Annotated in this window: 16 protein-coding genes; all 16 read right to left on the bottom strand. The window is 59.2% G+C overall.

All coding sequences use genetic code 11. The annotated features are described in order from the left end of the window. The 16 genes from JZX88_RS06175 to JZX88_RS06100 all read right to left on the bottom strand — a co-directional run bounded on the left by JZX88_RS06175 (window position 1) and on the right by JZX88_RS06100 (window position 11,901). Window positions 1-2,688 carry a hypothetical protein gene (locus tag JZX88_RS06175; RefSeq protein ID WP_206912968.1) on the bottom strand — a complete coding sequence of 896 codons (2,688 nt, stop codon included), beginning with the start codon at window positions 2,686-2,688 and terminating at the stop codon, window positions 1-3. Continuing rightward, the gene (locus JZX88_RS06170) at window positions 2,681-3,301 is read right to left on the bottom strand and encodes a hypothetical protein (RefSeq protein WP_206912967.1); all 621 of its coding nucleotides are present in this window, start codon (window positions 3,299-3,301) and stop codon (window positions 2,681-2,683) included. Before JZX88_RS06170 ends, JZX88_RS06175 begins: the two co-directional genes overlap by 8 nt. Before the next feature lie 12 nt (window positions 3,302-3,313). Further along, entirely contained in the window at window positions 3,314-3,775 is a 462-nt protein-coding gene (locus JZX88_RS06165; protein ID WP_206912966.1) for a hypothetical protein, read from the bottom strand. 129 nt (window positions 3,776-3,904) lie between these two features. After that, window positions 3,905-4,168 carry a hypothetical protein gene (locus JZX88_RS06160; RefSeq protein ID WP_206912964.1) on the bottom strand — a complete coding sequence of 88 codons (264 nt, stop codon included), beginning with the start codon at window positions 4,166-4,168 and terminating at the stop codon, window positions 3,905-3,907. A gap of 13 nt (window positions 4,169-4,181) precedes the next feature. Next, a complete protein-coding gene (locus JZX88_RS06155) occupies window positions 4,182-5,024 on the bottom strand; it encodes a phage capsid protein (RefSeq protein WP_206912963.1) in 843 nt (280 codons plus the stop codon). A gap of 196 nt (window positions 5,025-5,220) precedes the next feature. Then, window positions 5,221-6,186, bottom strand: coding sequence for a hypothetical protein (locus JZX88_RS06150; protein ID WP_206912962.1), 966 nt, complete (start codon window positions 6,184-6,186; stop codon window positions 5,221-5,223). Window positions 6,187-6,193: 7 nt separating this feature from the next. Beyond that, complete coding sequence (locus tag JZX88_RS06145; protein ID WP_206912961.1) at window positions 6,194-6,499, bottom strand: hypothetical protein; 306 nt, start codon at window positions 6,497-6,499, stop codon at window positions 6,194-6,196. Then, window positions 6,496-6,777 (bottom strand): hypothetical protein, encoded by a 282-nt coding sequence (locus tag JZX88_RS06140; RefSeq protein ID WP_206912960.1) that lies wholly within the window; start codon window positions 6,775-6,777, stop codon window positions 6,496-6,498. Before JZX88_RS06140 ends, JZX88_RS06145 begins: the two co-directional genes overlap by 4 nt. Then, a complete protein-coding gene (locus tag JZX88_RS06135; protein WP_206912959.1) occupies window positions 6,774-7,046 on the bottom strand; it encodes a hypothetical protein in 273 nt (90 codons plus the stop codon). Before JZX88_RS06135 ends, JZX88_RS06140 begins: the two co-directional genes overlap by 4 nt. 21 nt (window positions 7,047-7,067) lie before the next feature. Further along, entirely contained in the window at window positions 7,068-8,708 is a 1,641-nt protein-coding gene (locus tag JZX88_RS06130; RefSeq protein WP_246753452.1) for a portal protein, read from the bottom strand. A gap of 3 nt (window positions 8,709-8,711) precedes the next feature. Then, entirely contained in the window at window positions 8,712-8,936 is a 225-nt protein-coding gene (locus JZX88_RS06125) for a hypothetical protein (RefSeq protein WP_206912957.1), read from the bottom strand. Window positions 8,937-8,939: 3 nt separating this feature from the next. Further along, entirely contained in the window at window positions 8,940-10,502 is a 1,563-nt protein-coding gene (locus JZX88_RS06120; protein WP_206912956.1) for a terminase family protein, read from the bottom strand. Further along, window positions 10,499-10,954 (bottom strand): hypothetical protein, encoded by a 456-nt coding sequence (locus JZX88_RS06115; protein ID WP_206912955.1) that lies wholly within the window; start codon window positions 10,952-10,954, stop codon window positions 10,499-10,501. The genes JZX88_RS06120 and JZX88_RS06115 overlap by 4 nt, the downstream gene beginning before the upstream one ends. 27 nt (window positions 10,955-10,981) lie before the next feature. Further along, window positions 10,982-11,194: a hypothetical protein gene (locus JZX88_RS06110; RefSeq protein WP_206912954.1), complete on the bottom strand. Its 213-nt coding sequence runs from the start codon at window positions 11,192-11,194 to the stop codon at window positions 10,982-10,984. 11 nt (window positions 11,195-11,205) lie between these two features. Then, entirely contained in the window at window positions 11,206-11,598 is a 393-nt protein-coding gene (locus JZX88_RS06105; protein WP_206912953.1) for a hypothetical protein, read from the bottom strand. Window positions 11,599-11,637: 39 nt separating this feature from the next. Next, on the bottom strand, window positions 11,638-11,901 hold the full coding sequence (locus JZX88_RS06100; protein WP_206912952.1) for a hypothetical protein: 264 nt from the start codon (window positions 11,899-11,901) through the stop codon (window positions 11,638-11,640). Window positions 11,902-11,959 lie beyond the last annotated feature (58 nt).

The raw sequence follows: 11,959 nt of genomic DNA, 5'->3' as shown, positions 1-11,959 counted from the left end.
TCAGTTCGTCGTGATCGTAAGGACAAGCCCGAGAAGCGTTGCTGTAAACGGGCTGTTGATCTCGATGCACACCCGGCTGTCGACGTTCCACTCTCCAGCGAATGTGAAAGCGTCTTCGTCCCGAATATCGCTCGACACGATGTCAGGCTGCAGTTGATTGTCTGTCATCTGCGGCATTTGGTCGAGCGGCCGGTTCGGGTTGTCGAATGCAGCGCCGATCTTGATCCCTTGGCGCACGAAGTCCGTAAGGAGCATGCCGACCTGATCAACGCTCTTCTTCCGGAGCATCGCTGTCCCCGCGCCCGTGCCATAGGCCAGGCGAGAAGATTTGTAGCGCGCCCGGTACGGCAGACCGGCCACCCAGTTGGACACCGGAGACGGCACTGTGATGTTCCCACTCCCGTTGACGACGAACGACGCCGGAACGCCGCGATCCGTCACCAGTGGCTGCCCATCGGCCCACACGACAACGCTCTTGCCGGCCAGATGAGTGCCGACGTTGATCGTGGTCGATGCTGGCGAGTTCACCCCTGTTTTGAAGCTGTCCATGACCTTGCACAGCGTCAGCGGTCGGACTTCGGAATCCTGCGCCATCTTCTCGATGTACCGAACATCCACGCCCCCGATATTGCGCTTGACCGAGAAATACACTCGGTCCTGGATGACGTCGGGGAGAACAGCCACACTCTCGAATGCGCCATCGGTCACGACGGGAATGAAGGCGAGAACTTCCTGATCCGCCTCATAGACCATGCACACGCAGGAGCCATCATTGAGGACAATCCACATGCGCGTATCTGGCCTGCGCTGAACCGAGACGGAGCGAACGCCTGAGCCAAACAGGTCCGTGGTCAGCTTGCTGATCTGGCTTGCCACGTAATTGGCCGTGGCCCCATCGAACGTCAATTCCATGAGGGCGTTCCCAGCCCGTTCAACGAAGATGCCGCGGGTATCTACCTTGACCGGGTCGACTGCCGCAACGCCTGTCGTGGATGAATCCCTGATGCCAAAGTTGGTCGGCGTGATAGGTTCATCCAACGATGTGGATTTGACCATGGAAACCGTGCCCTCAGTGCCCGCAAGGAGGCGCTGGAGGGACATCATCCATTTCGTGTCGTTGACGCCGCCAGTCGCAATGGAGCGCGAGATAGGACCACTGTCTCCGTCAACCTCTTCATCGAAGCTGGCGAAAGCATCAGACACTGATCCCCAAATTCGGTCGGCGCCTGCAAACCACAAGCGGCCATCAGAGAGAGCTACCGCAGATGGCCAGCCCGAATAGTCAGACCACTCACCTGCTCGCCAGTCGCGTGTCCAATTCTTGCCTTTGAATGGCGTCAGAACCTCCATGTTGACTTCGGTAGCCGAGTTCAGGCTGGTGACGCGGCAAATACCAAAACCACCGCCGCCAGAATAGTCGATCGAGATAACGGCTTGGCCTGAGGTATACTGGCCAGGGCGGAAGCCCACGCGATACCAGTAGATCACGTTGTCCTGCGTATCGTTCTGGACCGTGCCGCCGTTGGTCGTATAGGTGCCAACCTCGACAAAACCGCTATCAGGGCCATTGATGGACCTCTGGAGCGAGAGAGTGCCGGTCCACGTGCCGAGACGCGTGACGATGAATTCTCGGTCTGTACCTACGCCAGTGACACGGATAGCGTCTGTGTAGACGTCTTCCTGCGCAAGGCTCTGCTCGACCTCTTGGCCGGTGTGAGCCAAGCGGAAAAGAGCGCCTACGTGCCACTGGGTGAAGTACGCAGCGCTCGATGTCAGTGTGCCGTTGTTCTCAAGAACGCTGTTCCTGATGCGCACCTGTGGGTCGGGGTTGGAGAGGAACGGGCCATCATCGGCCACGTACAGGCAAACGGACCATGAACGCTGGCCTCGGCGTTCGATACGCCGTTGCTGATACCCCTTGCAGGTGGCGAAGCAAACGTCAGCGGACTGGTCGATCCGGATAGCGGAAAGGTCAGCCAGCACCCACGGCGTTGGCAAAACCATCTGACCGGCGGCTTCAACCTCAATGCTGTCGACAACCCGCGTCATCCTGCCCTTGGACGAGAACTTGACGTAATACGTTCCTGTGGGCATGAAGGCCAAGGAATGAACGCCGGTGGGCAACGATGTCTCGGAAATATACTCATCGCCGCCACTGGTGGAACCACAGCGGAAGACGACCGGGCCACGCTCAACAACGATGCGCAGCGCATGCTCAACGCCGGGTGATGCGGTTGTGACGCTCCGCTGGCACTGCGAAACGCCCTCGATGCAAACAGCATTAAGATTGAGCTTGCCGCCGGTGATCGTGGTCACACCGCCGCCGATGCTCGTCGTATCCCAACCGGTGGACGACGAGAAATCGCCATTGATGACCGTGCTGGACACGGCCTGACGGGTGACAACGACGTCATCAACGATGATGCGCAATGCCTGATTGGTGAACTCGAACAGAGCCGCATCCGTGGCGCCGAAGATGAACTCCTTCAGCCGGCACTCGGCCGAACCAGCGGACGGCGTCAGGTATTGCGTGCCGGGGCGCATGAAGCCGGGACCGGTCGCACGGCAAAGGATGTTCGTCTGATCTTCTGCAGCCAGGCGCATGCGTTCGAGATCGACGCGCGTCAACGCAGTCTTGTCGTGCACACCGACATTGAAGGCGTGCAGATAGGTGTTGGTTTCAGCCACGGTAACGGTCTCGATGATTTCCAGCGTTGCGCGAGCGGGTCAGTCTGCCGGGTGGCTTGTCCCTCACCCGTTCATCCACCGCATCCTTCGTCTTGGCGTCGGCCAGCAGTTCCTTGAAGAGCTGGTAAAGATCATTGCGGTTGCCCTTGTCGGCTGAAATTGGAAGCCCACACTGGAACGCGAGATAAGCCGACAGGGCATCCGCGAAATGCTGGCGCCACGCCCCGATGTTCCTGCCGTACGCCTCATCATTCGAGACATACCGGACGTAGAGCTTTTCGGGGTCGCAATGCCAGTATTGCGTCTCGTCTTCAAACCGGCGCAGACCTTCGTGAAAGTCGGCGTATTCGGAGATCGAGACAGTGCGCACCCAATCAGACGGCTTGGAGAACGCATGCTTGAAGCCGAACAACGGCTCCACATTCTCATCGACAGAAAGCTCGACCGTCCGGATAGCGAAATTCCACATGCCCCTTTCGAGCATGGAAGTCACGCTGTCCTGCCACGCTGCGTCAAGCGCACGCTTGTCGGGGATGTCCTCGGTTAGAGACGCGAGATTGGACGGCCCCAGCAGGCGCAGCGCACCGCGGTAGATTGAGAGACGGTCTGCCATTGTCAGCTTTCCTTACGCCGCAACACCTTGAGCGCGTGCCGCATGGTTGATGGCCGACTGGATGGCCTCGACCTTGGACTTGTGATTGCGGCTGATCTCGACACCGCCATCCTTGATCCGGGCGCGCCAGCCGGTCTTGGAGTGATGATCCACCACATAACCGTCGGGAATGGTCGCGTCGGCGTCGGCAAGCTGTTCATCCGAAAGATTGGCGTCAGCGTCTTCGGACACCCATGCGCGCAGGATGCGGGTTTCTACATAGCCGATGCCCTTGCCGGTCACGCGGAGAGTGACGTCGAAATCGTTGTGAATGACGTCGATGAGATCGAACACGCGGATGCGCTCGGCGTGATGGGCCCAATAGCCGGGCTTCAGGACGTCTTCGAGCGTGTGATCCGGGTCAACGATCACATGATGCTGCGACCGCACATACTCGGCCGTATTGCGCATTTTGGATGGGTGAAGGGTTTTCATGATTGCCTCAGTTCATGGGTGTAATGGAGACCAACGAGACCGAGAACGGGCGGCGGAAGGGAGGAGAACCGCCGCCCGCATCCGGTCACGATGGAGGCAACATCGCGGCCGAAGTCGCGATGAATGACATCAGGTGATTGCCGTCGGAGCCGTCACCGTGGCAGCAGCGCCGCTCACGGATGCGACCTGATACAGCTTGTATTTCGGGCCGGTGGTGGCAACGACATCGACAAGGTCACCGACCTTCATGCCCTTGGTCACGCCATCGGAGAAATAACCGGCGCCAACAATCGTGGCGTCGGAGTCTGCGGCTGTCGTGTAACGCCAGCGGCGCGGCTGGTAGCCGCTGATCTGGGTGTCGGACAGGGAGAGGTTGTCAGGAACGTAAGCCATGTTTCAGGTCTCCTTACGTGGCAACGAACGCGGAGCCATCGTGAGTCATCTTCACGACGCCGTTGTTCTGGAGGAGTTTTGCCCCATGGTAGACCGTGGCGCGCGACCAGGACGTGTCCTGCTTTTCGTCGTAGCCGATGGCGATTTTCTCTTCGCCAACGTTCACGGCGTAGCCGATCGCGTTACGGTGGTACATGTAGCAGATTTCGGCTGCCGTCCCGAGGCCGGTGATGCGGCTCGAAACGATCCAGTTGATGCCGGCCCAGCGGAAGAACTTTCGTGCGGGACCGTTCAGCGGCTTGGACTCCACGAAGTCGCCGGAAGCAAATTCCGTCGTCTGGAGGAGATAGCCACGGAACGCCGGGGAGATGACGGCGAACATGTTGTTCTCGTCTTCCACGTCAACATCGTTGTTGCCGAGGATGGCCTGAGCGCCGGTCACCATGTTGAGCGTTGCTGTCTGCGCCGTCGCCGGGAAGTCGTTGGTCGCGTTGGCAAGCTCGGACAGGATGGTCAGGTCGATGTCGCGGTTGATAACCGCCATCGATGCCATCTGCATGACCTTCTTCTGATCACCCTGAGAGGCGAAGATGTTGAAGTTGGTCAGCTCATAGGGAGCGTGCTTTTCAACCAGGGTCGCAACGGGCTGCGAGTTGGTCGGGTTGCCGTACGGAATCTGACCGTTCGTGCCGCGGGTCACAGCGGTATCACCGCCGGAGCCGGAGACGAGGAAGGTCGCCGTATTGCCGTTGATCACGCTTTCCTTGGTCGTGGACGCTTTGAGCTGGCTCGTCCGCTGCTCAAAAGCCGCCACAAACTCTTTACGGTACTGAGTCACTGCCGCTTCAATCGACATGTGGCTCTCCTTTCAAGATTTGAGGGAGGGGATTTGGGCCGGAGCAATCGAGGGTGGCCGGTGGACATGCGGGGCCGTTACCGGGGTGGCCGCTGTCATCCGGGGCTTTCACGCTTGGCGATGTCTGGGGTTGGTGCCTTCAGTCAGGGGCCGTTACCGGGGTGGCCATCATGTCGGCGGGGTATAAAGCCTGCGCTTACTTCTTGCGCTTGGCATCTCGTTCAAGGATGGCGGAATATTCCTTATCCATGCCCTCGGCGTAATACTTGTCGATGTCGGTTTTCATGATCTTCTCGATCTCGGCGCGGCGGCTGTCATGGCGCGCTGCTTCGTCGGTCGATGAGAAGACCACGTCACCAAAGGCGTTGCGGCCCTGATCGGATGCCCACTGCACGAAGCCGGGGATATCTCCAAGGCGGCGGCCATCTGGAAGGCGTGCTTCCGTCCATGCGTCACCGATGTCACCGGCCGATGCCATGAAGCGTTTTGCGAGTGTCAGGTTACCCTTGTACTCGTCTCGCGACCACGCATCGCGCAGTGCATCCTCCGCTTCTTCACCGGCCTTGGTGTCTGCCTGAGCCTGCGCCTCGGCGGCCCTTTCGGACATGTCGACATACCATTCCGCTGCCATCTCCACGAACGCCGGCGGGGCATTCTTGGCATGGGCGAACTCGGTAAAGCTGGACAACACTGGCTTGTCAGCGTCAACCAGGCGCTTGGTGATCGGCTCGGGAAGCGTGTAACCAGTGGGATCGTCAGGGATGCCTTGCTCTTTCCGCCATTCGGCCATCGCCTTGTCATCCTTGGGATCAGGCATGTCACGCTTGATCTTGCCGGAGCGGATGGTGTTCTGGGCTTCCTGCAGGGCTTTGACGACGCCGGTCAGGGAGCCGTAGCGCTTGAGGAGCTTCAGCTGGTCTTCATTGGTGCCAGCGGCTAGCTCGCGCCAATTGTCAGGAAGAGCAGCGCCCTTGTCGTCGCCGCCGGTATCGGTCGTCTCGGCCTTGGCGGTCGTCGTGTCTACCGTGCTGGTGGTATCGGTCGTTTCAGTCGTCTTGTCGCCGCCAGCGCCTTTGTCAGCGGCGCCAGTATCGGCAGTCGATGTATCCGCCGTCGCCGTGTCATTCACGACCTCTTTGATATCTGCGTTTGCCTCTGTCATGGTTGCCTCATTCAGTGGCCTTGCGGCCTGCCTCTGGTTTTGCTGCTGCGCGCTCTGCCTTGGATTTGCCTTCGATCAGCGCCAAAGCCTCAGGCTCTCGCATGCGGGCGATCTGCAATCCGATGTGGCGCTCGCCCTCACTGAAGGCGCTATCTCGCTCGTTGGACATGAAGCTCAACTGGCCGATGTGGCAGGCGTTGAAAAGGAGCCATTCCATGGCCCGCTTCTGCTGCCCATCGCTTGCCTTGCCATCGAACAGCGCGCGGAAGGCGTAGATCACTTCCTTGTCGTAGGCTGCTGGCTTGGCGGTCATGCCACATGCTCCGGCAGAATGATCCGACTGGACGCCGACTGCCCGGTGATCGCCTGTGTGCCAAAGTCAACATTGGCATCAGCCATCTTGCGAAGGTTGAACCGCTCGCCTCTGGTCTTGCCCTGCCCGATTGCAGCACCGGTGCAGAATGCCAAAACCCCGACGATGCTTTCATGCGTCATCGGGGTCTGCTGTGTGAACTTCTGGATGGTGTCGCCTATCGCGAGCATGAGCTTTTCATGCCGCTCATCAACCTTCACTTTGGTGTAGCCGCTCATTCGACGGCCTCATACGTCGCCGCGAAGATATCGGGCTTGCACGGGTATAGCTCGCCCTTGATTCCTTTGATGATCCAGTCCCCATAGTCGGCGCGCATTTCGCCCTCAAGGGTCTTGATCGTGAAGTAACCATGGTGGCCACCTGCCCACCAGACCGTTCCATCGTTCGCCGCGTCGATAAGCCATTGTGGCGTTTTGCTGCGGTTAGGCTCGTCTTCAGTGTTGCACCATGCTTCGATTACAACGGGCTTTTTTCGGTATTGCGCCATAGTTGCCTCCTATGTCGTTGGTTAAGCTATGCCTGCCTGCTGGAGCGCCATGGAGGCCCCGGCGACGTCTGTTGCCACCCCAGCCCCCTCACGAAGCGCCGCAGCGGCCTGTGTGAGGCCGTCCACGGCGTTCTGCTGCTCTTCCTCGCTCTGCTGCTTCTCTTCGTCGTTGAACCAGTCGGCGGGCGCGCCTGTGCCCTTCACCGCGTCCTTGGTCATCTTCTGGAAGTCCATGGTCGCAGGGATGTTCTTGTCGAACTGAGCCGCGCCAGCGAGGATTTGAACGCTCTCCTGGAACGACGCGACAAGCTGCCGTCCCTCCGCCGTGTTGAGCGGGCTTTCGAACGAGAATGTCGTGTCTTCTCCGTCCAGAATGTCGGGTATCTCGCCTACGTCGAAATGACGGTTGTGCAAGGCCAACTGGAAGCCGGTATCGAGCAGCGGCAGGTGATACTCGCTTTCGATCGGGCCAAAGAACGGAAGGGCTGCACGGCGGAACTCAGCGATGCGCTGCTGCGTCTCGTAGGCTGTCATCTCCCGTGTGTCTGGCAGGAACAGCTTGTTTAGCAGGAAGGCTTCCGCGATCATCTCGCGAACGTCCTTCTTCATTTCCATGCCGATCGAGATGTTGCCGGTCTCGATGGTCTGGAACAACTTGCGAATGTCGTCATCTGCTTCCAGATCGACATAGGTCATCCCGCCAGCATAGAGATTCACGGCATCACGGAAGATGTCGCCCTTCGCCACTGTTGGCGGGTCAACGGCCTTCTCACCCTGTTCAAGGATGATGCGCGCCATAGCCTGTATCATGCGGCCATCAGGCAGCGAGTTGATCGTTGCCGGCGAGAAGCCCTGTGCGATGTTGGCCAGTGTGCGCCACCGTGGCACCACATAGCTGAACACCGGCAGGCCAGCCTCGCCAAGGATCTGCTCATGATCCAAGTCGACATAGATCGAGATGAACGGCGTCTTGCGGTACTTCTTCCGCATGGCCTTATCGTCACCATAGATGTCGTCAACCGGCATCACGATATGGCGGACGTTGAACTCTTTCGACGGGTCGGTCTTGCACACCTCGATGATATCGGTGTGGCATTTGTCGCCATACGTCTTCTTGAGGTTGCGCGCCGTCTTCTTCATCTTGCGCTGCAGGTGATCGACCTTGCCGACCTCGTTCAGCATCCATGCGCAGTCACGCGGATGCCAAGCCCTGAACAGCATGTGATCTCGGGTGGGCGATTCCTCGACAGAGATGACGCCATTGCCGAACGCGACCCAATCGTGGTCAACCTCGTTGGTGGCGGCCACGAAATTTGCCCGACGATCATAGACCAGCCGACGATAGCGCTTGGTGGCATATTCCATCCAGCGGGCAGCAGCCGGGTCTTCGTCAATCTCTTCACGTCCGGTCTTGACCTCGAACCAGTCGCCTTGGCGCAGCATCGCATATGGAGCATTGCCGAGGGTTTCACGGGACTGGACAGGGAAGCTTTCCATCAGACCGGAGGAGAAGTCATCGCCAAGCGCCAACTCGCGCGTGAAGTCGCTGCGCAGCGGGTAGTAATTGTCAGCGATTTCCTGACACAGACTGTCCCACGGCCCCTTCTTGGTGAAGAGCGTGGAGCCGATGCGGCAGAGTTCCTTCGCGCGGGAATCTTCCATCAATCAATTCGCCTGCCCGAGAAGAGAATTGCCGTAAGCACCGGTCCCCGGCTGTCCTGCCGACGTGCGGTTCTGGCGGCTTGTCAGCACTGTGGATGCACGGCCGGAGCGAGCCTGCGTGGCAGCAGCATTCCGGCGCTGCGCTTCCTTGATGGCCGGGTCTTCCGTGTCAGGCAGCGGCGTGACCGGCGTCGGCTCGGGAGCCTTGGATTTGAACAGACCGCCCATGGGCTATCTCCTTCGTTTGAGATTGGCGTGGCCGAGGTTGACCTTGGGGCCGCCACGACCATTGGCCATATGCGTCCGTATACGCACTTCAACAGCGCTCTCGCCGTATGCCCATGCGTTAACCACCGCATCCCCTTTGTCTGGGGATCGGCCGAGCCGCTTCTTGATGTCCAGTTTTGGCTCTATCAGGATGCCACTCGGTGTGAGCTTCCACGTCGGCGCGGCAAGATCCGCCAGCAATTCAGGATCAGGCGGCAATGCAACCGGCTCGCCAAGGTTTGGCTCCAACGCCTCTCTGAACCGCCAATGCACCTCAGAGCGCTTGTTGGCGAACTTCAGCTTCCCATCTCGGGTGCGTTTGCCGCTCTTGTCTGATCCGTTATGACCGTGAAGCCTTATACCAGCGACATTGTGCTTCAGGTGTGAGTAGACGCCTGAGCCGTAGCCGCCGCCCATATCGATCACAATCTCGCAGCCATCACGCATCAGTGACACTGTGCGGGCCGCCAGATCGATTGGATCAATCTTGCCCTTGGTCTTGTCGGACACGATCTCATCGTACCAGTGGCCGTGCCTGCGGGCGTATGTGTTAGCATCACCACCGCCGAGCGCCACGTCATGGCTCAGGACGGTCATACCGGTCTTGACAGGCGGTGTCGGCGTCCATCTGGCCTGCGCCTGAATGATCCACTGCGTCGGGATGACCTGAAACTCAGCATCAGAAGCAGCCACATCAAACCGTCCTTCGCGCATCATGGTGCGCAGCGGCTCTGGCATGGCTTCAATGACCGATGCATATCCCGTGTCTGCAAGGTCTGGATTGTCCTCAAGCAGCGCCGGGATGAACGTTCTGGACCGCGGCTTCTCGCCTTTCGGTCCTCGGTAGTCAGGAGTGACCTCTACGTCCTCTCCGTCAATCGTCGTGTACCAGCGCAGTTCACCGGGTTTCGCCTTGTTCGGATGATTGGGATCGAGCCATGGTGCCCACCGCTTGATGACCCATTGGCCTTCTGATGTCGTAGGCGGGTTGCCGGTAGCGATCACCCTGCATCGCTGGTTCGGATCAGCCGAGCGGTTCCATCCGATGATGTAGGTGTACTGACTCTCTGTGAACTGCGTTATTTCATCGAAGGCCTTCAGGTCATGCGGAACGCCCTGATAGTTTTCCTTGTCGCCCTCATGCTCGCAGTGACCAAGGTCGATCACTCCATTTGCATGGCGCCAGATACCGTCCTGGCTGTTGAAGCCCTCAGACGTCCCAAGGATACCCTGTATCTCGCGCTTGATGCCCTTGAGGTTCTTCGAGATGCGGCGAAGGATCAGCGAATATTTATGTTCATTGATAGCCAGCAAGCAGACAAGGAAGCTCTTTCCGCCGCCGGCGCCACCGCCATAGAACATCTCATCGGCCAGCGAAAAATATGCGTCTGTCTGCGGTCCCGGATTTGGAAGCTTGCGCTTGCCGTCGACAGCCGTATGAGTGTCGGCTAGGATTTTCTCTTGCTGCGCCTGCGGAAGCGCGTCGAACCTCCGAAGGATGTCATCAAGAGTGCCGGCTACGCTCATTCCTCTGGATGCTCCTGCAATCCTTGCGCCAGTGCGAATGCGATAGACCTCGCCAGATCACGGCGAGAGCTGACCTCCTTAGTCTCGATGGGACGGTCAGGAACCCCAGCCAGTTCGCGGCGCTCTGTGTAGTCGTCGCGGAATCGCGCTGACATTGACTTTGACCAGACGGCGGAATTGAACTTGTCGGCGGTGAGGCCTTTCTGGCCCATATCTTCCCACCATGCCTGTTCGCACTGCTTCGCACGCGTAAGGGCAGTGAAAAACTCTATGTGCTTGTCCGCCCAATTGTTGAGCGTGGCCTTATCGACTTCTAATTCGACGGCAATTTGCGTCAGGCTCTTGCCCTGTTTCCCCAACTCAACGACGGTTTCGCAATATCTCTCATCGTACTTGCTGGGACGCCCGCCATTGTTGCCGAGCGCGTTCTTGTTGCCTTTAGGGGGAGCCATAGCTTGTTGCCTCCAAGCCTTTGATGTTCAGAGTTTGACCGCGTCGTGCAGATCGGCCACCGAAAGGCCATCCGCCGCCGCTTCCGCCTCAACCTGGCTGAGATCAGACTGGAGCGCCGTGACCTCTTCCAGAGCGGCATTTGCTGCAGCCTGATGCTCCGCAGCGTCCAGCGTCTTGTCACGGATCGACTTGCGGAGCTTGGTTGCGCTGTCTACCAGCGCCTTGTGTGCCTTCTTCACTGTCGCCTCCCTTAGGGCTTGAGGACGAGGAACCCGATCACCAGCGTGCCATTGACTGCCGCACTGGCGTGGATGTTCTGGATTGCGATGGTGACAGAGCCGTTACCGGGGGTGACATCTGCGACGGTCGGCGTGCCAGCGGTAGCCGAGCCCTTGCCGACGGTGACGAGAACGGTATCGCCGGCCGCAATCTTGCTGTTGGTCAGCGTCAGGACGTGAGTGGCTGCGGCTGCGGTGGTCAGCGCGCCGGTCGTGACCTTGCCAGACGTCTTGTGCAGCGTGGCAGTGCCAGTGCCGCCGGTGCCAGTGGCTGTTGCGGTCTTGGTGCCCTGATCGGAGACGAGAGCGCCGCTGGACGGTTCGATGCCGAAGTTCCGGCCATAGAGTGAGTGAAATGCGGGCATGGTGATCTTCCTTTGTCTTTGCTGTTGCTGGGGAAGTCGTCAGTACATTCCGACGATGCCGGTTGCCGTGGTGCCGGTTACCCGGACGGCGATGATTGAGATGTTGTATTCGACGCCTGCGAGAAGGGTCAGCGACCGGTCGGCGCTATCATTTGCGAACCGGCAAGCGAGCGTTCCGGCGCCAGCGCAGATGATCTTGCGTGTCGGAGTAAAGGTGTTGGTCGCATGCGGGGTGATGTCGAAGGAACTTGCCGCCGGTCCGATCCATTCGGTCGAAGAGCGAGAGATGGGGTTAGCTGGCATGTTCTGATCTCCTTGTGGGAGTTGGAAAGCTACTTGTTGAGGACGTGGTTGATACCGC

The sequence above is a fragment of the Agrobacterium sp. OT33 genome (assembly GCF_017313365.1).
GTDB lineage: Bacteria > Pseudomonadota > Alphaproteobacteria > Rhizobiales > Rhizobiaceae > Agrobacterium > Agrobacterium rhizogenes_A.
Note: the sequence above shows the minus strand (reverse complement) of the source record. Positions and strands in the feature narration are given on the sequence as shown.

What these genes read in the sequence shown, in the direction of transcription:
- JZX88_RS06135 (WP_206912959.1), bottom strand. Translation starts at nt 7,046, where the DNA reads ATGGCGCAATACCGAAAAAAGCCCGTTGTAATCGAAGCATGGTGCAAC.
- JZX88_RS06120 (WP_206912956.1), bottom strand. Translation starts at nt 10,502, where the DNA reads ATGAGCGTAGCCGGCACTCTTGATGACATCCTTCGGAGGTTCGACGCG.
- JZX88_RS06165 (WP_206912966.1), bottom strand. Translation starts at nt 3,775, where the DNA reads ATGAAAACCCTTCACCCATCCAAAATGCGCAATACGGCCGAGTATGTG.
- JZX88_RS06115 (WP_206912955.1), bottom strand. Translation starts at nt 10,954, where the DNA reads ATGGCTCCCCCTAAAGGCAACAAGAACGCGCTCGGCAACAATGGCGGG.
- JZX88_RS06125 (WP_206912957.1), bottom strand. Translation starts at nt 8,936, where the DNA reads ATGGGCGGTCTGTTCAAATCCAAGGCTCCCGAGCCGACGCCGGTCACG.
- JZX88_RS06170 (WP_206912967.1), bottom strand. Translation starts at nt 3,301, where the DNA reads ATGGCAGACCGTCTCTCAATCTACCGCGGTGCGCTGCGCCTGCTGGGG.
- JZX88_RS06130 (WP_246753452.1), bottom strand. Translation starts at nt 8,708, where the DNA reads ATGGAAGATTCCCGCGCGAAGGAACTCTGCCGCATCGGCTCCACGCTC.
- JZX88_RS06150 (WP_206912962.1), bottom strand. Translation starts at nt 6,186, where the DNA reads ATGACAGAGGCAAACGCAGATATCAAAGAGGTCGTGAATGACACGGCG.
- JZX88_RS06155 (WP_206912963.1), bottom strand. Translation starts at nt 5,024, where the DNA reads ATGTCGATTGAAGCGGCAGTGACTCAGTACCGTAAAGAGTTTGTGGCG.
- JZX88_RS06105 (WP_206912953.1), bottom strand. Translation starts at nt 11,598, where the DNA reads ATGCCCGCATTTCACTCACTCTATGGCCGGAACTTCGGCATCGAACCG.
- JZX88_RS06100 (WP_206912952.1), bottom strand. Translation starts at nt 11,901, where the DNA reads ATGCCAGCTAACCCCATCTCTCGCTCTTCGACCGAATGGATCGGACCG.
- JZX88_RS06145 (WP_206912961.1), bottom strand. Translation starts at nt 6,499, where the DNA reads ATGACCGCCAAGCCAGCAGCCTACGACAAGGAAGTGATCTACGCCTTC.
- JZX88_RS06140 (WP_206912960.1), bottom strand. Translation starts at nt 6,777, where the DNA reads ATGAGCGGCTACACCAAAGTGAAGGTTGATGAGCGGCATGAAAAGCTC.
- JZX88_RS06160 (WP_206912964.1), bottom strand. Translation starts at nt 4,168, where the DNA reads ATGGCTTACGTTCCTGACAACCTCTCCCTGTCCGACACCCAGATCAGC.